This window comes from Prochlorococcus marinus XMU1405 (assembly GCF_017696275.1).
Taxonomy (GTDB): Bacteria; Cyanobacteriota; Cyanobacteriia; order PCC-6307; family Cyanobiaceae; genus Prochlorococcus_A; species Prochlorococcus_A marinus_AB.
This window is the reverse complement of record NZ_JAAORF010000003.1, coordinates 482,458-503,659: the sequence shown is the minus strand read 5'-3', so window position 1 is coordinate 503,659 and position 21,202 is coordinate 482,458. Positions and strand designations below refer to the sequence as shown.

Genomic DNA, 21,202 nt, shown 5'->3' with positions numbered 1-21,202 from the left:
AATGATAAACAAGTTTTCCATATATTAATTAATGTAGAAAATTTCATATAAATTTAGAATTTTGCAAAATATGAATGCTAATTTCTTATTATAAATAACTTAAAATCAAGGATGACTGAAACTTTAGTTGGTCAATTTCCAAAGCATATAGGAAGTACTGGGGGTTTATTAAACTCAGCAGAAACCGAAGAAAAATATGCGATTGTATGGAAAAGTTCAAAGGAACAAGCATTTGAATTGCCCACCGGTGGAGCGGCTATTATGCACGAAGGTGATAATTTAATGTACTTTGCAAGAAAAGAACAATGCCTTGCACTAGGTACACAATTAAGAGGCTTCAAGCCAAGAATTGAAGATTTTAAAATCTATCGAATATTCCCAGGTGGTGATATTGAATTTTTACACCCAAAAGATGGTGTTTTCTCTGAAAAAGTAAATGAAGGTAGAGAGAAAGTAGGTCATAATCCTAGAAGAATAGGAGAAAATCCCAATCCAGCTGGTTTGAAATTTACAACTAAGAATACTTTTGATTAACGTCCTTAAAGTTGATATAAAAAAAGAAAATAATTATAATTTGGGTTGACATTAATAATATGATCAGCTCACAGAAAGATAGTTTTTTAAAGGCTTACAAAGAAGGTAAAAATTTCATACCTATCACTCAAACTTGGCCAGCAGATTTAGAGACTCCGTTGTCGACTTGGTTAAAATTAACCTCAAAAGATTCCCATGGTGTTTTTCTTGAATCTGTTGAAGGTGGGGAAAGTTTAGGTAGGTGGAGTATTGTTGCTACTAAACCTCTTTGGGAAGCTGTTTGTAATGGACAAGAAATAGTTAAAACTTGGAATAATGGCAAAACTGAAACATATAATGGTGATCCTTTTGATATTTTAAGAAGTTGGACAAAGGAATATAAATCAACCATGCTTGATGACTTACCATCAATTGGACAGTTATATGGCTCCTGGGGTTATGAATTAATAAATCGAATAGAACCAAGCGTTCCAATAAATGAAATACCAGAAAACAATATCCCTTATGGTTCTTGGATGTTTTTTGATCAGTTAGTTGTTTTTGATCAAATAAAAAGATGTATTACTGCAGTAGTTTATGCAGATACAACTTCTTCAAAAGAGTCCTCTGTTGAAGAGTTGTATCTAAACTCAATTTTTAAAATTCAGAAAACTAGAAATTTAATGAGAGTTCCTCTAAAAGAAAATGAGTTTTTAGATTGGCATGAAAATGAGGATTTGAATCTAGATCTAGAAAGTAATTGGAAGAAAAAAGATTTTGAGGATGCAGTTCTCTCTGCAAAAGAATATATAAGAAAGGGAGATATCTTCCAAATAGTTATAAGTCAAAGATTCAAAACTCAAGTTAATAATGATCCCTTTGATTTATATAGAAGTTTGAGGATGGTTAATCCATCTCCATATATGTCATTTTTTGATTTTGGTTCATGGTATCTGATTGGTTCAAGTCCTGAAGTAATGGTTAAGGCAGAAAAAAATAAAAATGGTCAGATTGTTGCTAGCTTAAGACCAATTGCTGGCACAAGACCTAGAGGTATTGATAATCAACAAGACTTGGAATTAGAAAAGGATTTATTAAAAGATCCAAAAGAGATAGCTGAGCATGTAATGCTAATTGATCTTGGGAGAAATGATCTTGGGAGAGTTTGTGAAATTGGTACTGTGAAGGTAAAGGATTTAATGGTTATTGAGAGATATTCACATGTTATGCATATAGTTAGTGAAGTTGAGGGGGTCTTACAACATAATGCTGATGTTTGGGATTTGCTAAAAGCATCTTTTCCCGCTGGGACAGTAACTGGTGCGCCAAAAATAAGAGCTATGCAATTGATTAAGCACTTTGAAAAAGATCCTAGAGGACCTTATGCTGGTGTCTACGGATCTATTGATATCAATGGTGCACTAAATACAGCAATTACGATAAGAACTATGATAGTTAAACCCTCAAGAGATGGGAAATATGATGTTTCAGTGCAAGCAGGAGCTGGAATAGTTGCTGATTCTTTTCCTGAAAATGAATATCGAGAGACGATAAATAAAGCAAAGGGGATACTAAAAGCATTAGCCTGTTTGGATAAATAAATGAGCCAAAATAATCTTTATAAGGGTTTTGAGGTGGAACTTTTCACAGGTTCTTTAAATTCTCATATTGGTGTTTCTGCTGAAATTGAGAAAAAATTTCCTGATTTTGTAAAAGAGCCAGATAATAGAAACGTTGAATACATAACAACACCTGAAAAAGACTACGATTTTTTATATGAGAAATTAATAACTCCAAGAAAAAAGTTAAGACGATGGCTCAACAAAAAAAAGTTAACAATCATTCCTTCATCCACTCTTTGTTTTAAACACGATATTCAATTTCAAAGATCTGATATTGATAATGTTTATCACCAATTCATACAAGAAAATTATGGAACCTCTATCGCAACTTCAAGTGTACATATAAACATAGGAATAGATGATTTAGATAAGCTATTTGCGGCTGTTAGGCTGATAAGATCTGAGGCTCCATTATATCTATCCCTAAGTGCTAGTTCTCCTTTTTTAAATAATAGAATTACGGAGAATCATTCTCAGAGATGGATGCAGTTTCCAAAAACACCAAGTAAGGTGCCTTTTTTTATAAATCATAATTCTTATATCAATTGGATAGAGGAAAATATAGCTAATAAAAATATGCAGAATATCCGTCATTTTTGGTCTTCAATCAGACCAAATGGTCCCCAAAGACCTTTAATTCTTGATCGTTTGGAATTAAGAATTTGTGATTTTGTTTATGATATTAACTTGCTTTTAGGGATAACTGCCATGATAGAACTAAGGATTTTAAATCTTTTTGAAAATATAAATACTTTAGATCCATTGAATGCCAGTTTTTTTTCTATTGATAAATTATCAGAAATATGTGATCAAAATGAAACTAATGCTGCTAAAGATAGTTTGAATTCAGAATTAATTCACTGGAAGGATGGCAAAAAAATTGTTTGTAGAGATTGGATTCAAAACTTATTATCAGATTTGTCATCCACAGCAGAAAATTTTGGTATGAAACATCTTTTGAAGCCTATCTATAAAGTCCTCGAAGAAGGTAATCAATCTATGAAATGGATAAATCAATATGAAAAAGGTCTTTCTATTGAACAAATAATGAAAATTTCTATCGAAGATATGATTAGGAGTGAAGGCGAGAATGTTTAATTATTTAAATAAACATTTGATCTTAACATTTTCACTTGTGACATAATGTTTATATGGAATCTTTTCGACAGATAAAAAATAATAACTTGGATCTGATAAATAACAATGATCCACTTGATAAAAATCGTCTTTTAATAGAAGATCTATGGGAATCTGTACTCAGAGAGGAATGTCCAGATGATCAGGCAGAGAGATTGATACAGCTTAAAGAATTAAGTTATTCAAAACAAATTGATGGTGATAGTTCAAAAACTTTTAAAAATGAAATAGTTGATATTGTTAATTCTATGGATTTAGCAGAATCCATTGCAGCAGCAAGGGCGTTTTCATTGTATTTTCAACTAGTTAATATTTTGGAACAAAGAGTTGAGGAAGATAGATATATTCAGAGCTTTACCAATAAGGATGTTCAAAAATCGCCCGACAATCTTGATCCTTTTGCTCCAGCATTGGCTAGGCAAAATGCTCCAGTTACTTTCAGAGAATTATTTTATAGGCTGAGGAAATTAAATGTACCACCAGGGAAATTAGAAGAGTTGTTGCAGGAAATGGATATTCGTTTAGTTTTTACTGCGCATCCGACTGAGATAGTAAGACATACGATTCGACATAAGCAAACGAGAGTAGCAAATTTGTTAAAAAAAATACAGATTGAGCAATTTCTAACAAAAGAAGAAAAAAACTCTCTAAAAACCCAATTAAAAGAGGAAGTAAGACTTTGGTGGAGAACAGATGAATTGCATCAATTTAAACCATCAGTTTTAGACGAAGTAGATTATGCCTTGCATTATTTTCAGCAAGTTTTATTTAATGCGATGCCTCAATTAAGGGGCAGGATCACCGAAGCACTAACCGAAAATTATCCAGATGTCCAATTGCCCTCTGAATCTTTTTGTAACTTCGGTTCTTGGGTAGGCTCCGATAGGGACGGTAATCCATCGGTTACTCCCGAGATAACATGGAGAACTGCTTGTTATCAAAGGCAGTTGATGTTGGAAAGATATATTATTGCGACATCTAATCTTAGAGATCAATTAAGTGTCTCGATGCAATGGAGTCAAGTCAGTTCTTCTCTATTAGAGTCACTCGAAACGGACAGGGTTAAGTTCCCTGAAATCTATGAAGCAAGGGCTACAAGGTATAGATCAGAACCTTACAGGTTGAAATTAAGTTATATTTTAGAAAAATTAAGATTAACACAAGAAAGAAATAATTTATTAGCTGATAATGGGTGGAAATTTGACTTAGAGGGAGAAATTGATAACAAAAATCACGATAAAGTTGAAAACTTATGTTATAAGTCTGTGAATGAATTTACTTATGATCTCGAATTAATAAAAAATAGCCTGATAAGTACTGATTTAACTTGCGAGTCTGTAAACAATCTACTTACTCAGGTTCATATTTTTGGATTTTCTTTAGCAAGTTTAGATATTCGTCAAGAAAGTACAAGGCATAGTGATGCAATTCAAGAGCTTACAAATTATTTGGATTTATCTGTGTCATATGACCAAATGTCTGAGGAAGAGAAAATTAAATGGCTTGTAGAAGAGTTAAATACAAAAAGGCCTTTAATTCCTGCTGGTGTGAACTGGACAAAAACCACAGAAGAAACTTTTTCAGTTTTTAAAATGGTTAAGAGATTGCAGCATGAATTTGGAAGTCGTATTTGTCATTCTTATGTAATTTCAATGAGTCATAGTGCATCTGATTTGCTTGAAGTTCTCTTATTGGCAAAAGAAATGGGACTTCTGGATCAAAATTCACAAAAGTCAAAATTATTAGTTGTACCTCTTTTCGAAACTGTTGAAGATCTTAAAAGAGCACCAGAAGTAATGGAAAAGTTGTTCAAATTAGATTTTTATAGATCATTATTGCCAAAAGTTGGAGAATCGTTTAAACCTCTTCAAGAATTAATGCTTGGCTATTCTGACAGCAATAAAGATTCAGGGTTTGTTTCTAGTAATTGGGAAATTCATAGAGCTCAAATTGCGCTTCAAAATCTTGCAAGTAGAAATAATCTATTACTTAGACTTTTTCATGGAAGAGGTGGTTCTGTAGGGCGAGGCGGAGGGCCAGCTTATCAAGCAATATTGGCTCAACCTAGCGGTACTTTAAAAGGACGCATTAAAATAACAGAACAAGGTGAAGTTTTAGCTTCTAAATATAGTCTTCCTGAACTGGCTTTATACAATCTTGAGACTGTTACTACAGCTGTTATACAAAATAGTTTGGTAAATAATAGACTTGACGCTACTCCAGAATGGAATCAATTAATGTCTAGGCTCGCAGAAACATCGAGGTCTCATTACAGAAAATTAGTGCATGAGAATCCTGATTTGTTAAATTTCTTTCAAGAGGTTACGCCAATCGAAGAAATCAGTAAATTACAGATATCTAGTAGGCCTGCGAGAAGAAAAAAAGGTGCAAAAGATTTGTCAAGTTTAAGAGCTATTCCATGGGTATTTGGTTGGACGCAAAGTAGATTTCTTCTGCCAAGTTGGTTTGGAGTTGGCACTGCATTATCATCAGAATTAAATTCAGACCCACAACAAATTGAATTATTAAGAGTTTTGCATCAAAGATGGCCATTTTTTAGGATGCTTATATCTAAGGTAGAAATGACATTGTCTAAGGTGGATTTGGAAGTTGCTAAGTATTATGTTGATACTCTTGGCAGTAAAGAAAATAAAGAATCTTTTGATATTATTTTTGAAGTAATTTCTAAAGAATACAATCTTACAAAATCTTTAATACTTGAAATTACTGGTAAAAATAACCTTCTCGAATCTGATAGAGACTTAAAATCATCCGTAAGCTTGAGAAACAAGACAATCATCCCTTTGGGATTTTTACAGGTTTCACTTTTAAGAAGACTTAGAGACCAAACAAGACAACCCCCAATTAGCGAATTTATTATTGATAAAGATGAATCTAGAAGAGCCTACAGTAGAAGTGAATTATTAAGGGGGGCACTTTTAACTATTAATGGGATAGCAGCTGGCATGAGAAATACAGGTTGATAATTGCAATATTTTTCTAAAAAAAAACTTGTTCTTCCAGAAGGTTATTTTGTTAACTCTTCGAAAATCCCATTAGCTAAAGAAGTTAACAAACTATTAGCGAATTGTGGTTGTGAGACATTTCCAATAAAACCTCTTTCTGAGGCTATTCAGAAAAGTAATTTCTTTTTTACCATACAGAGTGAATTAAAAAATAAATTATATGCCTTTGTAAGGGTTACTTCCGACAGGGGCTTGAATGCTAACTTATGGAATTTATGTGCATTGCCAGGGAATAATCAGCAACTTTATTATTCAATATTGCTTCAATTAACTCTTGAGAAAATAAATAGAGAAATGCCAGGTTGCAGTATTTCTGTACAGGCTCCAGTCTCTTCATTTTCAAGTTTAGAGGAAAATGGATTCATATTAGATCCAAATGGAATAAGAGTAATGGGATACAAACTTTAAAATTATTTTACGAGCATGGAGGGATTTGAACCCCCGACTTTCAGAACCGGAATCTGATGCTCTATCCAACTGAGCTACATGCCCTTTATTTTTTCAATTTCTTATAAGAAATTCTAAATATTTTAAACTTAGCTAATTTAATTAATGAATGCATAAAAAACATTTTTTTAAATAAATTAAAAATTCAAAATTTTCGGAACCATAAAAGTTTTGAAATTGATTTAAAAGAGCAAAGAGCAATTGTTCTTGGCTGTAACGGTATTGGCAAGTCAAATTTACTTGAATCGGTTGAATTTTTAAGTCAATTAAAATCTAATAGAGCATTGAGCGATAAAGATTTAATAGAGAACGACAGTGATATGGCTGTAGTAATAGGACAGATAAATTTTAAAGACGATTTAAAGTTAAATTTATTCCGAAAAGGTCCTAAAAGAGTTTACGTTAATGAATCAATCTTGAAAAAACAGAGTGAAATAAAAAATTATATTCGGAGTGTTTGTTTCTGTTCTAATGATATAGATATTGTAAGGAGTGAACCAAGTTATCGAAGAATATGGATTGATAAAGTCGTATCCCAGCTTGAACCAGTATATATAGACTTGATAAGTAGATTTAACAGGCTTTTAAAGCAAAGAAGTCATTTTTGGCGTTCGGAAAGTTTTTTTAAAACCCAATCCTCAGATGTTGTAGAAAGCTTTGATATTCAAATGTCAATAATCAGTACAAGAATTTTTAGGCGCAGAAGAAGGGCATTATTAAAAATAAAACCATATGTTGAATATTGGCATAATCATTTAAGTAAATCTAAAGAGCAAATAGACATTAATTATCTTTCAGGAATACAAAATATAAGTCCAGAAGAAGAAAAAGAAGAAGTTATTAGTAAAAAAATAGCAGAACAACTCTTAAATCAGCGTTCAACAGAAGAATTGACTGGTAAATGTAATTTTGGCCCGCATCGTGATGATTTTGAGTTTTTAATCAATAATGTTTCAGTTAGAAAATTTGGTTCATCAGGCCAGCAAAGGACTTTTATTTTGGCTTTAAAGATGGCTGAACTAGATTTATTAACTAAAACATTTAATGTCCCTCCAATACTTATATTGGATGATGTTTTGGCAGAATTAGATTTAACCAGGCAAAATTTGTTATTAAATTCTGTTGGCAAAGATAGTCAATGTTTTATAAGTGCGACACATTTAGATAAATTTAATCAGTCTTTTCTAGGATCGTCACAAATAATTCAATTATAATTTCAGAAGGGACTAATTTTTAGCTAATCTAAAACTCATATAAATTTCTTATATGGAAATCTACAAAAAAAGTCAAATTTTAAATTCGTTGAGTGATGAGCAAGAATTAAGTCATCTAAGTAAACACCTTTTGTTGGAACTTTATAGGTGCGATGGTGAAAAATTAAATGACGAATCCTTTTTGCGATGTATTTTAAACAGAGCTGCTAAACTGGCAAATGCAACAGTTCTGAATTTGATAAGTAATAAATTCGAGCCTCAAGGGGTTACGGCAATTGCCTTACTGGCAGAATCTCATATTTCAATACATACTTGGCCTGAATCTAATTATTCTGCAGTCGATATTTTTACATGTGGTCAAAAGATGATGCCTGAACTTGCTAGTCAATATTTAATTAAATCTTTGATGGCTAAAGAACATTCTTTGCGTGTCATTGAGCGAAATCCTCCTTCAGCAGTACCTGATCAGATAAGAACGGCTGTTTAATACAATATTTACCTATTTAATTTTCCGCTTATTAGTCCTTCAAGATCTAAGCTTGTGCAATTAAATCCTAAATTAGAAAAATATTGAACTAACTCACAAAAATTATATTTATTAAAAAAATGCTTTAATTCATCTTGGGGAATTTCTATTCTTGCAGTTGAGCCTTGGCATCGAACTCTAACCTCCGATAAGCCACCTTTTTTAAGGTATTCTTCTGCTTTCTCAACCATTTTTAACCGCTCACTAGTTATTTCATGACCATAAGGAAATCTTGATGATAAGCAAGGTTGAGCAGGTTTGTCCCACCAAGGAAACCCTAATGCTTTTGATACATCTCTAATGTCTTGTTTTGAGAATTTAAATTTAGCAAGGGGAGATATAACTCCTGCTTGTTTTGAGGCTTGTATACCTGGTCTGTAATCTTTAAGATCATCAAGATTGACTCCATCTAAAACAATCTTGTAATTAAGTTTTTTAGAGAGATAGGTTGTGTGTTTGTGAAGCTCTTTTTTGCATGCAAAGCACCTATCCTTAGGATTTTCACTGTAATTTGATTGGTCTAATTCTGAAGTTTTAATTTCTAAATGCTTCACTCCAATCCACTTTGCTTGATTTCTTGCTTCTTCGCGAAGAGTATTGGCTAATGCAGGAGAAATACCAGTTATTGCGATTGCTTTGCTACCTAATTGCTCGAATGCTAGTGAGGCCACTAATGTACTGTCCACTCCTCCGGAATAAGCAATACAAACACTTTCAAGATTCTTAATGTATTTTCTAATTTTATAAAGCTTTTGATTTTGTTCATCAGAGAGAATTTCTAGTTGATTGAACATGTTAATTACTTTAAAATTCAAAGTACATATAAATAGGTTGAATTTATTATTAAATCTTTAATAATATTCTTATTTATATATTAGATTAAAACTATTAATTTTGTTCAATTGGCGAATACGAGTAGAAATAGAGGAATTGGAATTGTTACTGCTAGTGACAGTCAAGAGAGATCTAAAGGTCAATTACATATTTATGATGGAGAGGGTAAGGGGAAAAGTCAGGCTGCTTTGGGAGTAGTTCTGAGAACTATAGGATTAGGAATATGCGAAAAAAGACAGTCAAGAGTTTTACTTCTAAGATTTTTAAAGGGTCCTGAGAGGGCATATGACGAGGATTCAGCAATAGAGGCTTTGCAAAGAGGCTTTCCACATTTAATTGACCATGTTAGGACAGGAAGATCTGAATTCTTTACGGCTGACCAAGTGACAAAGTTTGATGTTGGTGAGGCTGAAAGAGGTTGGAATATTGCTAAAGGAGCAATTGCTAGTTCTCTTTATTCTGTAGTTGTACTAGATGAGTTAAACCCAGTTCTTGATTTAGGAATGCTTGATATCAATGAAGTAGTTGACTCTCTTCAAAATCGTCCAGATGGATTAGAAATAATTATTACCGGCAGGGCAGCCCCTTCTTCTTTGGTAAGAATATCTCAACTCCATTCAGAAATGAGACCACGTTTGACAGGAGACTTATCGACGCTAAGCAGACAAAGTATTTCTAGTGGTGGAATTGAGATTTATACAGGTGAAGGAAAGGGTAAATCCACAAGTGCACTTGGTAAGGCTCTTCAAGCTATCGGTAAAGGAATATCTCAAGACAAAAGTCATAGAGTTTTAATACTACAGTGGTTAAAAGGTGGGAATGGTTATACCGAAGATGCTGCCATAGAAGCTTTGAGAGAAAGTTACCCCCATTTAGTAGATCATTTGCGTTCAGGCAGAGATGCCATCGTATGGAGAGGTCAGCAACAACCAATTGATTATGTTGAGGCTGAAAGGGCATGGGAAATTGCTAAAGCCGCTATTTTGTCTGGTTTGTATAAAACAATCATTTTAGATGAATTGAATCCAACTGTTGATTTAGAACTGCTACCTGTGGAATCAATACATCAAACGCTCTTAAAAAAACCAGTAGACACAGAAGTTATTATTACTGGGAGGTGTAAAAATGAACCTTCATACTTTGAACTTGCTGATGTCTACTCTGAAATGGTTTGTCATAAGCATTATGCAAATGTTGGAGTTGATTTGAAAAGAGGCGTAGATTACTAAATATTCTTAAAAATTATTAATTGCACAATATTTTTTTTACCTTTTCAATGCCGCCTTCAATTGATCTTGACTGAATTTTAAATCGAGACAAGATTCTTGAAGCTTTTTCAGAACGTTTCCCCGATTTACAAATAGTGAAAACCTCTTTACTTAAACTTTCTTTTTGAATAAATTTTAAGTCAGATTCTTGGTTCAAATGACTTAAGGGAATTGATATAGATCCCTCTATTGCAGAAATAGAAAATTCTTCATTTTCTCTTACATCAATTAAAAGAATTTTGTTTGGTTTTGCTTTGTATAAACTATTAAAGTCATTAGCATCAATAGTAGCGATTTCATTATTATTCTCACAATATTCATCGCTATTATAAAAGCTCTCAAACTGAGACAGATTTTTTATTCGTTTATTTAACTGATCACTGTTTAGATGTAATTTTTTCATATTCATATTCAATAGATCAAAAATTAAAATCTTCCCATCTAAAATTTCACCTTTTTTCAAAATTATTTTGATAATTTCATTAACCTGAAGAATTCCTATTAAACCTGTTGAAACACCTACAACCCCGTATTCTGCACAACTAGGGACAGCATTTTTTGAAGGTGATTCTGGAAGTAAGTCTCTTAAATTTGGACTATTTTCATATAAATTAAAAACACTCACTTGCCCTTCAAAGCCTTGTACACTTCCAAAGACTAGGGGTTTATTTAATATCAGGCATGAATCGTTTATTAAATATCTTGTGCCAAAGTTATCCGAGCAATCACAAATAACATCAAACTCCTTAATTATTTCAATAGCATTTTTAGGATTAATTCTCTCTGAAAAGGTTAATATTTCACAATTAGGATTGGATTTTTTTATTCTTTCCCTAGCAGAATCAATTTTAAGATCGCCAATAGTACTTGTTTCATGAATTATCTGTCTCTGGAGATTAGACTTTTCAACTTGATCGTTATCAACTATTCCAATTCTCCCAATTCCTGTTGCGGCAAGATATAGCAAAACGGAAGACCCAAGCCCGCCTGCTCCGATGCATAGTACTGAACTGTTTTTAAGATCTAGTTGACCTCTATAACCTATCTCTTTTAGGCTTAGATGTTTTTGATATCTTTCTTCTTCATCAGAGCTTAAGAAATTAAATTTGATATCTTTGGACATATCGATCTTTAATTTTTAGGAGCTAAACTATGAAAACATAATAATTAAAATAAAAATTTTAGCCTTTTAAATTTTTCTTATTACTGTGATTTATTAATGTTTTTGTTAGAACTAGATGATAATGTGAAGTTTTTATAAATCAATTTAAAGTTTAAATATCTGAAGAAACTTTATATACCAAAGCCTTTTAAAAAATACAAAATGTTTCGGTTCGGAATTTTGCACAACAAAAAGGTAGTCAACAGACGTTTTTTCCGATACTGTCTGGTTCATATATTAAGTTTACTGAATTCATGAGTGATAACACTCCAGAGTCAAACCAAGACTCCGGCTCCGATACAAGCTCAGAAACCAAAAGCTTTTCAGAGAAGTACTCTGATGTTATGGGAAAAGTCAACGAAACCCTTGGTAATGTTGATTGGACTCAAATGGGTAAGTATGGCAAGGCGGCAGGCATAATTGCTGTTGTCGTAATAGCTCAGATAATAATTAAAGTTGTCATTGACACGATAAACTTTTTCCCAATTCTCCCTGGTTTACTAGAACTATTAGGCGTAATTGTTGTTGGTCAATGGAGCTGGCAAAATCTTCGTACCAGTGAAAATCGTGAAGCTGTTTTAGATAAGGTGCAAAATCTTAAAAAAACATATTTAGGTTAGTTTAAGATTACATATTGAGTATTTCTTTTACGTAATCTTTAACTTGTTTTATATATGCTCCTCCAAACATATTGGCATGATTCAATATGTGATAAAAATTATAAATAATAATTCTTTTTTCAAATCCAGTTTTTTTAGGAAAAATTCTATGATATTCTTCATAAAATTCTTGTCTAAAACCTCCAAATAGTTTTGTCATAGCTATATCTACTTCATTATCTGCCCACCAAGATGACGGGTCAAATATAACTCCCCTCCCACTTTTGTCCATTCCTGCATTTCCTGACCACAAATCACCGTGAACAAGAGCATTTATTGGTTTATGATTCAGCAATTCTGATTTAATTTTTTCTTTGACTTTATTTATAATTTCTTTATCTAAAATTGTCGATTTAAGATTTAATAATTGCGGTATTATTCTTAATTTTAAAAAACAATCAATCCAATTATCTTCCCATCCTTTCTTCTGATCTGTCATTCCGATAAAACCCTCAACTGGATACCCAAACATTTTTGGATTAGATTCAGATGATTTTAAGTGCATTTCACCTAAACCTATTCCAAGTTTTTTTTGGTCAAAGTTATCCATATCTATCCATTCAATTAGAAGAATCTCTACATTTTTAATACTTTTATATGCAATAACTTCAGGAATAACTAAGTTTTCTTGATTAATATACTTCCTCAAATTTTGGAGACAATATTTTTCAAATTCAAGAAACTTTTTGTTTCTAATGTTTTTTTTAAGGAATACCTTTTTGTTTGAGAATTCTATTTGCCAGGCACTATGAATATCACCACCATGCACTTGTTCAATACTTTTTGGATAGGTTTCACCTAATTCATCACAAATTTCGTTAACTTCAATGGGAGATAATTTTTGCATTTTCAATGAGAAAGTCCGAAGTAGTTGTTGTTGGCGCAGGTATAGCAGGACTAACTTCTGCAGCGATTTTATCAAAACAAGGGTTATCAGTGAATTTAATCGAATCTCATACTCAATCAGGAGGATGTGCCGGTACTTTTAAAAGAAAGAATTATATTTTTGATGTTGGTGCTACTCAAGTTGCGGGTTTAGAGAAAGGAGGTATACATTCAAGAATTTTTAATTTTTTAAATATTCCATCTCCTGAAGCCACAATTTTAGATCCAGCTTGCATTGTTGATTTAAATGATGGAGGTCAGCCTATACCAATTTGGTATGAAAAAAGTAAATGGATTGCTGAACAAGAAATGCAGTTTCCAGGGAGTAGTAAATTTTGGAAACTTTGTACTCTTATTCATCAAAGTAATTGGATATTTGCTAATAATAATCCTGTATTACCAACAAGTAATTTTTGGGATTTTTCTCAACTTCTTAAAGCCCTAGTACCGTCAAATCTTGTCACAGGTGTTTTACTTAAATCTAGTATTTTTGATTTATTACGGATATGTGGATTATCCAAGAATGAGCGCTTGATAAAATTCTTAAATCTTCAACTAAAACTTTATTCTCAAGAGGATGTTCATAATACAGCTGCATTATATGGATCTACAGTTCTTCAGATGTGTCAGCAGCCGCATGGTCTGTGGCATCTTAAAAAATCTATGCAGTCTTTAAGTGAAGCATTAGAAAGTTCATTGAGTAAAACTGGAGCTAATATAATTTTTGGACAAAAAGTTAATTCTATAAATTTTGATGACGTAAATATGTGTTGGAAAGTATCTGCTAATTCGAAAAAAAAATCTTTTATTTACCAAGCAAAAGATTTAATTTATACTGCGCCTCCACAATCTTTGCTCAAGCATTTGAAAGATCCTTTAAAAAGAAAAAAAAACTATCAAAATCGACTTAATAATTTGCCTGATCCAAGTGGAGCTGTAGTTTTTTATTCAGCATTAAAAAAAGAACATATTAAAAAAACTTTCTCAAATCATTATCAATTTGTCTCGAAAGAATTTACTTCGTTATTTGTATCAATTAGTGATGATGGTGATGGAAGAGCTCCAAAAGGTGAGGTTACATTAATTGCGAGTATTTTTACCAATACTAAAGATTGGTTTGATCTTGATAAACAAACTTACTTAAAGAAGAAAAATGATTTCATGAAAAAATTATCGCTTGAATTGGAAAGTCAATTTGATATTAATCCTGAAAATTGGTTACATAGGGAATTAGCAACTCCATTGGGATTTGAAAAGTGGACAAATAGACCTAATGGAATAGTAGGCGGACTTGGTCAAAATCCAGATATTTTTGGTTTATTTGGATTACCAAGTAGGACTCCTTTTAAAGGTTTATGGCTATGTGGAGATTCGATTTATCCAGGAGAGGGGACTGCAGGTGTTAGTCAGTCTGCATTAATGGTTTCAAGGCAAATTTTAGCTTCCAAAGGTATAGATAATTTTAGTTTATAAAATTTTTTCTTATTTCTTTTGCTTCAGCAAGTTTTTTAGATAGTAACTCCCAATTTTTTTCTTTAATAAGAGATTCCAGTATATTCAGCTTATTTTTAAAATTATTTATGGCATTTAAAACATTAATCTGATTATTAATAGCTAAATCTAAGCCTAGTTTTTCATTGCCTCCGCCAACTCTCGAAGTGTCAGCAAATCCTGTAGCAGCTAATTTTTGCGTGAGATCTAATAAAGATTGATTATTTTTTGTTTGCGCAGTTTCTATTAGGGCAGAAGCTAAAAATATAGGCAAGTGAGAAATTAGAGATACTGCTTCATCATGATCTTTTGGTGAAGCTTGGCAAATTTCACAATCCATTGATTTTATGAGCTCGGAAATAGTTCTGACTGAATTTAAATCACTATTTTGTGTTGGGGTAATAATCCATTTTGCATTTTTAAAAAGACCTTCAAAACCTGAATCAACCCCTTTTTTTTCTGTTCCTGCCATTGGATGAGATCCAATAAATAGAGGATGTAAATTTTCCCATTTATTTACAATTGGTTCTTTTACAGAACCTACATCAGTTATTATTGTTTCCTTAGGTATTGATGCTACTAATTGTTGAGACGGACTAATCAAATCTTTGATAGGCAATGCCAAAATTATTAACTCACATTTTTTTAATAAGCTCAGATCACAGCTAACAAAATTTGCAAGTTTTTTATCCTTAGCTTTTTTTTCATTAAATTCATTATTTGCTATTCCATAAATTGTATGATTTAGACTTTGGAGTTTTAATCCTAAAGAACCGCCAATTAAACCTAATCCTACTATTCCAATTTTCATAGATTGATTAATTCAAGACCCTTCTATATTGATACCAATTTTTTGTATATTAGGTTAATAAATTTTGTATGTATTTGAAATTAAATTAATTATAAATGCTTGAAATTTTAAGTCATCAATATTTGAAAAATTTTTTGAGAGATAAAATTGATTGTTGGGAACACATATATTCTTTTGGGAGAATAATTTCCAAATGTGTTGAAAATGATTCTACATATCTAATTAATTCAGAAATTTTCTCTAGCTATGATTGGTTACCTCCAATTTTGATTTCTTTATTTTTAAAAGAAGAGGATTCAACTTTTATTTTATCTAAAGAAAAAATTCAATTTATAAGCCAATTTCAGATTGATTCATTGAGAAATCTGGGTTTTAATTTTATTTTGAAAAATGATCAAATTATTTTTGCAAATCATCATATTCGCTTGATAACAATCCAAAATTTACTTAATGATCCCGATTCTCGTAAACTTAGAAACCATCGAATAGTTTATTCTGGAATTGAGGATATAAAACAGGATTTAAAAAATCATTTTAGGATTTCTTTACTTAAAAAGGATTGGACAAAAAATTCTAATGAATTTGAATTAATCAATCAAAAATTTATAAAAGTATATGACTCATTGAAGAAAAAGTTCTTCATGAGAAAGGTCTTAGGAAATAGTTATATCAATTTAAATGAAAAAGAAATTAGTTTTTTTTCAAACTTTTTTCATGAAAATTCTTCATTTTCTGAAAAATTTTTAATGGTTAACAAAGCATTATCTAAAGGTTGGGCGTGCTGGGTAAAGTTAAATGATAAAAATTTAGATTGGACTTTGTATTTGCAGCCAATAGATGAACTTTCACACATTAAGGAATTTTTTTCAAATAATAAATTTGTTTTTTTATCAGCATTAAGAAAAGATAATTTTTTCCAAATGTACTTTAAAAAAAACAGTTTAGATATTGACTTGGTTATTAATTTTAAAAGTAATTTTGAAGAGAAAAAGATTTCATTATATATACCCTCTAAACAACTGCTTCCTAATGATCCTCTTTTTACTAATTCAATCTTGGATAAATGCAAAAAGTTAATACTTTTTAGAAAGGGTTTAACTTTAGTTTTGTCTGATGATATTGATTTAAAAACTAACATTGCTACAGAATTAGCTTCTAAGTACGGTAAGAGGGTATTCCTAGAAACAATTCCCTCTGGTAAAAATGAAATTCTTTGCTCTAGTTTTGACTGGTGGATTATGAATTCTTATTTAATTCAAATTCCAGAACAAATTATCATTCCTTTACTTCCTATTCCGAATATGTCAGAACCTATTAATGCAATTACAGTTTCGCATAAAAAGAAGCTTTCTCAAGATTGGTTTAGAGACTTCTTTCTTCCTCAAGCAAGAATTAAACTTGAAAGATCTATTTCTCCTTTAAGAAGAAATTCAGGTAAGTTAATAATCTTAGATGGAAGAGCAAATAAAAGAAATTGGGCAAGATTACTTTTGCAAAACATTCAACCCTCAAAAAAAATTAACTATATGCTACCTTTTGATTAGGTTATGATTTTGTAAATAACTAAAGAAATATGGGAGAAGCAAAAAGACGTAAAACACTTGGTTTACCTCCAAAAAAAAATAATACTAAAACTAAAATTGATGAGTCTCCAAGATTATTTGAATGGCTTCCCTTTACAATCAATCAAAGAGATAACCTAATTAAATTAAGTATTAAAGCCAGTTGGTTTGGAATCGGAGGGTTAGTTATCTTATGGATTGTAGTGAGATTTATAGGCCCTGCTGCTGGGTGGTGGACTTTAGCTGATTCTTTATAAATCTAAGCTACTGTTTTTATATCATTAACAGCGATTGTATTAGCAGGATTGCTATTTAATGCTTTCATTGAATTAGAACTGACTTCAGTTCCTTCTGTTAATTTCGCTTTAACCATAGATTCTACTTTATTTCTGATTTCTAAGTTTTGATCAAGCCAAATTATTGTATTATCTCTTCCTTGTCCAATATTTTCACCTTCATAACTATACCAAGCACCTCTCCTTATTATGATATTAGTCTCTTCTGCTAAATCTAATAAACATCCTGTTGTACTAATACCTTTTCCGAAGAGAATATCAAACTCTGCAATTCTAAATGGTGGCGCAACTTTGTTTTTTGCTACTTTCACTTTTGCTCTTATGCCATATTCTTCAGTACCTCTTTTAAGAGTTTGAATTCTTCTGATATCAAGTCTCACTGAGGCATAAAATTTTAATGCATTACCTCCTGTGGTTGTTTCTGGATTGCCGTATGTAACGCCAATTTTTAGGCGTAATTGATTCAGGAATATTACCGTACATCCTGATTTACCAATATTTCCTGTTATTTTTCTCATTGCTTGGCTCATTAGCCTTGCTTGGCTTCCAATTACGTGATCTCCCATCTCTCCTTCTATCTCAGCTCGTGGGGTTAGTGCTGCGACCGAGTCAACAACTACAAGATCTACTGCACTTGATCTTATAAGCTGGTCAACTATTTCCAGAGCCATTTCACCTGTATCTGGTTGTGAAACTAATAAATTTTCAACATCAACTCCTAAAGAGGCTGCATAAACTGGATCGAGTGCATGCTCAGCATCTACAAATGCTGCTACTCCTCCATTCTTTTGGACTTCCGCAATCGCGTGCAGCGTTAATGTAGTTTTTCCTGAACTTTCTGGTCCGTAAACTTCTACTACTCTGCCTTTTGGATAGCCTCCTCCTAATGCTAAATCTAAGGTGAGCGCTCCAGTAGATATTGTTTCTACTTTCATTCTTGAGGCGTCACCAAGTCTCATTATTGATCCTCGTCCAAAATTTCTTTCTATTTGACCTAAGACAAGACTTAATGCCTTGTCTTTTTCTTTTGATTCAGTTTTTTTCTTTTCTTCAAGGGTCATTGTTTGATTTATCGGTTAAAGTTCTTGTAATTATTCTAAATTTGGAAATTTTTATTTAAACCAAACTTCATAAATACAAACTATAGTACATCTGTACTCTAACTTATTATCTTTAAATTGCAACTAATTCCTCAAGGTCACTTAATTTTAATAATTTGATTTCATTACTTAAAGAATACTTATCTGATCCTTTCAAATATCCCCAATCAGCTAGGAAGCATGGAATGTGAGAAGTTTCTGAATTTTGTTTAATATCTATTAGAGTTTTTTTTCTATCTTCTATAAAGCCTAAAATTTCATAAGTTTTTGCAAGTTTCTCAGCTATTTTCACTTTTGATCCGGATTCATAACCAAAAATAAATTCTGGAAAAATATTAAATTGTTTAAGAATTTTTTCTGCAAATATTTTACCTTTAGTTGTTATAACTCCAGTTTTTATTTCTCTTTTCCTTAATTCTTTCATAAAAATAATAATTTCAAAAAAAGGATTATGTAAATCTACCCATGATTTAAAATCTTTATCAATTTGGTACTTGCGCGAGTGATCTAACATTTTTTGTAAATCTTCGGCAATCCAGGAATTTTCACTTAATATCCTCTGGCAATTTTGATGATAATTATTAATGAAATCATCTTTATTATCAATTTTTAAAGGATTTTCTGTTTTTATAATTTCGTGAACAATTAGAATCATTTCCCAACCATATTTAACCCATGGCCTTATTTCTTTGAAAGAATTTGGTACTCTTTTATAAAGTTTTTGATCAACAGAGATGCACGGTGAATTTAAATATTTTTCACAGGCCAATAAGGAACTATGCCAATATTCTTGCATTCCATCTACTATTACTCCATCGAAATCAAATAGAAATATTTTTTGAGAAGACACCTATTGAATATTAGAACTGGGCCGCTAGGATTCGAACCTAGGAATGTCGAGACCAAAACCCGATGCCTTACCACTTGGCGACGGCCCATTGATTTTTTATTTTAATACATGAAAAGATTTTTTTCTATCCAAAAAATACAAAGTTTTTATAAACATGGTGCTAGTTTTGAAAAATAAAAATATTATTTGAATGAGCTCGATTTCCATGGCTCTAGAAATTTCTTAGCTTTTTTGATCGCTAAAGCCATTCTCTCAGGATACTCATAAAGTTTTTTGTTATTTTTGTGAGCAAATTCAATAAAGGGCTGCATAATTTTTCTTGCAGCACTTCCAAATGCTATTCCGTCTGGGAGATTGTTTGAATTCAAAAATTCGTGAGTTTTTTCATTGGTTCCTCCTGCTAATTGAATTAATCCAGGTGGAAGATCTGAACCGATTTTTTCAAACAACTTAACAGCATCTCTACTTGTTGAAGGAGCAAGATCTCCAGACATTGGCCTTCCATCTAGCTGCCAAATAAGGGGAATATCAAGTTTTTTAAGAATTTCATATCTTTCCCAAAGAGCTTTCAAAAGATCTTCGGGCTCTTGTGATTGTTTGAAAGATTGATTTAATCCACAACTGATAGATATCTTGTCTAATTTCTTTTCTGAACTTTTAAGAATACTGACAACTTTTGCAAAAGAATCTAGACGATTTATTTCTGTATGAATTTCTACTGCATTAGGTTTTATTTTCTGAAGTGTTGATCCTAAATCATCTTTTGACAAATTATATTCATATTCACTAATTAGATTTAGGGGACAGCTACTCAAACATCTTCCACATCCAAAACATTTACTCTTTTTGATCCCAGAATTATCAATTGCAAAGGTGGGACATACTTTTTCACATGGTCTTGGACACTTAGGGGGACATTTCAATGGATCGAATTTTGCTTTACGAAAGTGGATATCATTTCCATCACTAATGCTTATCATTAATCCAGGGGAGTTTTTAAAGACTTTTTTTGCCCACTCGATTCCTTTTTTGGCTGCGTGGACTATAGATTCTTCTGCAGCAACATCTATGTAGTCGACACCAGCAGCAGTATAAATTGCACATAAATCTTCTATGGCAACAATATCTTCATTACTGGCACCACAAATTAATTTAATCCATTTATCTTTTTTATTCTTAGTTGTAATCAAACAATTTAACTTTCAAATTCATCTAAAATATAATTACTTAACGGCTTCCATTCAAGTTTTCTTGAACCCCCCATTTCGACAACTATCGTTAGTTTATTATCGTTAGTGCAAATCTCTATTAAGCTCTCTAATTCAGATTGAGAAAGAACTTGACCTTCCAATAACCAAAGTAATTTATTTTTATCATTTTCATTAAATAACTCAGAAGCTTGAGGGATAACTTGTTGAACTTCCCCGAGTGCTCCATTTCTTCCTACGCTTTGATGACCAAGGTGCGGTGGCCTAACGCCATGCAATTTGAGCAAGAAGACTTCTGGATCTCCAAGCCCTCTTGCTGAGGTTATAAAAGTTTTAAAGCCCTTGGCCCTCATTCTCCTCAAAAGACGAGTCTCATAACCACCTTCAAGAGGAGCAAAGATTGCAAGACATTTGTTAGTTTTTAAATCGTTATGAAACTTTTTCCCTGTGAGAAGTAATGGCATAAAAATTTCCTTTATGTCTATTTTATTTTATTTTATGGTACTTGATGATGTACAATTGTAACTCAGTGAATTTTTAAGCTCGCAAGCTAGCCGAGCCTCTGTAAAATTTCACATTTTTTAGCGTTTC

Annotated in this window: 20 protein-coding genes and 2 tRNA genes; 12 read left to right on the top strand and 10 right to left on the bottom strand. The window is 31.9% G+C overall.

Going from position 1 to position 21,202, the window contains the following annotated elements; all coding sequences use genetic code 11:
• Nucleotides 1-111: 111 nt before the first annotated feature.
• Genes HA148_RS08815 through HA148_RS08795 form a run of 5 tightly spaced genes read left to right on the top strand, consistent with a single transcriptional unit; the run spans nt 112 to nt 6,706 of the window.
• Nucleotides 112-534 carry a photosystem I reaction center subunit II PsaD gene (locus HA148_RS08815; RefSeq protein WP_209131981.1) on the top strand — a complete coding sequence of 141 codons (423 nt, stop codon included), beginning with the start codon at nt 112-114 and terminating at the stop codon, nt 532-534.
• A 59-nt stretch (nt 535-593) separates the two neighbouring features.
• Nucleotides 594-2,114: an anthranilate synthase component I family protein gene (locus HA148_RS08810; protein WP_209131979.1), complete on the top strand. Its 1,521-nt coding sequence runs from the start codon at nt 594-596 to the stop codon at nt 2,112-2,114.
• On the top strand, nt 2,115-3,233 hold the full coding sequence (gshA, locus tag HA148_RS08805; protein WP_209131977.1) for a glutamate--cysteine ligase: 1,119 nt from the start codon (nt 2,115-2,117) through the stop codon (nt 3,231-3,233). It abuts the gene before it with no gap.
• Nucleotides 3,234-3,286: 53 nt separating this feature from the next.
• The gene (gene ppc / locus HA148_RS08800) at nt 3,287-6,256 is read left to right on the top strand and encodes a phosphoenolpyruvate carboxylase (RefSeq protein ID WP_209131975.1); all 2,970 of its coding nucleotides are present in this window, start codon (nt 3,287-3,289) and stop codon (nt 6,254-6,256) included.
• A gap of 3 nt (nt 6,257-6,259) precedes the next feature.
• Nucleotides 6,260-6,706: an N-acetyltransferase gene (locus tag HA148_RS08795; RefSeq protein ID WP_209131973.1), complete on the top strand. Its 447-nt coding sequence runs from the start codon at nt 6,260-6,262 to the stop codon at nt 6,704-6,706.
• 10 nt (nt 6,707-6,716) lie between these two features.
• Here HA148_RS08795 and HA148_RS08790 read toward each other — a convergent pair.
• Nucleotides 6,717-6,790 (bottom strand) — tRNA-Arg (locus HA148_RS08790).
• A gap of 26 nt (nt 6,791-6,816) precedes the next feature.
• Here HA148_RS08790 and recF point away from each other — a divergent pair.
• Both recF and speD read left to right on the top strand, forming a co-directional pair.
• Nucleotides 6,817-7,959: a DNA replication/repair protein RecF gene (gene recF, locus HA148_RS08785; RefSeq protein ID WP_308789033.1), complete on the top strand. Its 1,143-nt coding sequence runs from the start codon at nt 6,817-6,819 to the stop codon at nt 7,957-7,959.
• Nucleotides 7,960-8,011: 52 nt separating this feature from the next.
• Nucleotides 8,012-8,446 (top strand): adenosylmethionine decarboxylase, encoded by a 435-nt coding sequence (speD, locus tag HA148_RS08780; RefSeq protein ID WP_209131971.1) that lies wholly within the window; start codon nt 8,012-8,014, stop codon nt 8,444-8,446.
• Between the two features lie 8 nt (nt 8,447-8,454).
• On the opposite strand, the gene larE is transcribed toward speD, so the two are convergent.
• Entirely contained in the window at nt 8,455-9,279 is an 825-nt protein-coding gene (larE, locus tag HA148_RS08775; RefSeq protein ID WP_209131969.1) for an ATP-dependent sacrificial sulfur transferase LarE, read from the bottom strand.
• A 108-nt stretch (nt 9,280-9,387) separates the two neighbouring features.
• Here larE and HA148_RS08770 point away from each other — a divergent pair, with 108 nt between their 5' ends.
• The gene (locus HA148_RS08770; RefSeq protein ID WP_209131967.1) at nt 9,388-10,548 is read left to right on the top strand and encodes a cob(I)yrinic acid a,c-diamide adenosyltransferase; all 1,161 of its coding nucleotides are present in this window, start codon (nt 9,388-9,390) and stop codon (nt 10,546-10,548) included.
• Nucleotides 10,549-10,564: 16 nt separating this feature from the next.
• On the opposite strand, the gene HA148_RS08765 is transcribed toward HA148_RS08770, so the two are convergent.
• A complete protein-coding gene (locus HA148_RS08765) occupies nt 10,565-11,710 on the bottom strand; it encodes a ThiF family adenylyltransferase (RefSeq protein ID WP_209131965.1) in 1,146 nt (381 codons plus the stop codon).
• 293 nt (nt 11,711-12,003) lie between these two features.
• On the opposite strand from HA148_RS08765, the gene HA148_RS08760 reads away from it, so the two are divergent.
• Nucleotides 12,004-12,369, top strand: coding sequence for a CAAD domain-containing protein (locus HA148_RS08760; protein ID WP_011819180.1), 366 nt, complete (start codon nt 12,004-12,006; stop codon nt 12,367-12,369).
• A 7-nt stretch (nt 12,370-12,376) separates the two neighbouring features.
• Here the strand turns inward: HA148_RS08760 and HA148_RS08755 are convergent, their stop codons facing one another.
• On the bottom strand, nt 12,377-13,255 hold the full coding sequence (locus HA148_RS08755; protein ID WP_209131963.1) for a fructosamine kinase family protein: 879 nt from the start codon (nt 13,253-13,255) through the stop codon (nt 12,377-12,379).
• Between the two features lie 5 nt (nt 13,256-13,260).
• Between HA148_RS08755 and crtD the strand changes: the two genes are divergently transcribed.
• Nucleotides 13,261-14,766 (top strand): C-3',4' desaturase CrtD, encoded by a 1,506-nt coding sequence (gene crtD, locus HA148_RS08750; RefSeq protein WP_209131961.1) that lies wholly within the window; start codon nt 13,261-13,263, stop codon nt 14,764-14,766.
• Here the strand turns inward: crtD and HA148_RS08745 are convergent.
• Nucleotides 14,756-15,595: a prephenate/arogenate dehydrogenase gene (locus HA148_RS08745; protein WP_209131960.1), complete on the bottom strand. Its 840-nt coding sequence runs from the start codon at nt 15,593-15,595 to the stop codon at nt 14,756-14,758. The two genes, crtD and HA148_RS08745, sit on opposite strands and share 11 nt — an antisense overlap.
• Before the next feature lie 95 nt (nt 15,596-15,690).
• On the opposite strand from HA148_RS08745, the gene HA148_RS08740 reads away from it, so the two are divergent.
• Together HA148_RS08740 and HA148_RS08735 are read left to right on the top strand one after the other, a co-directional pair.
• Nucleotides 15,691-17,139: a DNA helicase gene (locus HA148_RS08740; protein WP_209131959.1), complete on the top strand. Its 1,449-nt coding sequence runs from the start codon at nt 15,691-15,693 to the stop codon at nt 17,137-17,139.
• Nucleotides 17,140-17,168: 29 nt separating this feature from the next.
• Nucleotides 17,169-17,414 (top strand): DUF2839 domain-containing protein, encoded by a 246-nt coding sequence (locus HA148_RS08735; RefSeq protein WP_025895071.1) that lies wholly within the window; start codon nt 17,169-17,171, stop codon nt 17,412-17,414.
• A gap of 2 nt (nt 17,415-17,416) precedes the next feature.
• Here the strand turns inward: HA148_RS08735 and recA are convergent, their stop codons facing one another.
• From recA to ndhN, 5 genes are all read right to left on the bottom strand, one after another.
• Entirely contained in the window at nt 17,417-18,514 is a 1,098-nt protein-coding gene (gene recA, locus HA148_RS08730) for a recombinase RecA (RefSeq protein WP_209131958.1), read from the bottom strand.
• A 112-nt stretch (nt 18,515-18,626) separates the two neighbouring features.
• Nucleotides 18,627-19,403, bottom strand: a complete 777-nt coding sequence (locus tag HA148_RS08725; protein ID WP_209131957.1) for an HAD family hydrolase — start codon at nt 19,401-19,403, stop codon at nt 18,627-18,629.
• 16 nt (nt 19,404-19,419) lie between these two features.
• Nucleotides 19,420-19,491 (bottom strand) — tRNA-Gln (locus HA148_RS08720).
• Nucleotides 19,492-19,585: 94 nt separating this feature from the next.
• The gene (locus HA148_RS08715; protein ID WP_209131956.1) at nt 19,586-20,593 is read right to left on the bottom strand and encodes an LdpA C-terminal domain-containing domain; all 1,008 of its coding nucleotides are present in this window, start codon (nt 20,591-20,593) and stop codon (nt 19,586-19,588) included.
• A 5-nt stretch (nt 20,594-20,598) separates the two neighbouring features.
• Nucleotides 20,599-21,075: an NAD(P)H-quinone oxidoreductase subunit N gene (gene ndhN, locus HA148_RS08710; protein WP_002807100.1), complete on the bottom strand. Its 477-nt coding sequence runs from the start codon at nt 21,073-21,075 to the stop codon at nt 20,599-20,601.
• Nucleotides 21,076-21,202 lie beyond the last annotated feature (127 nt).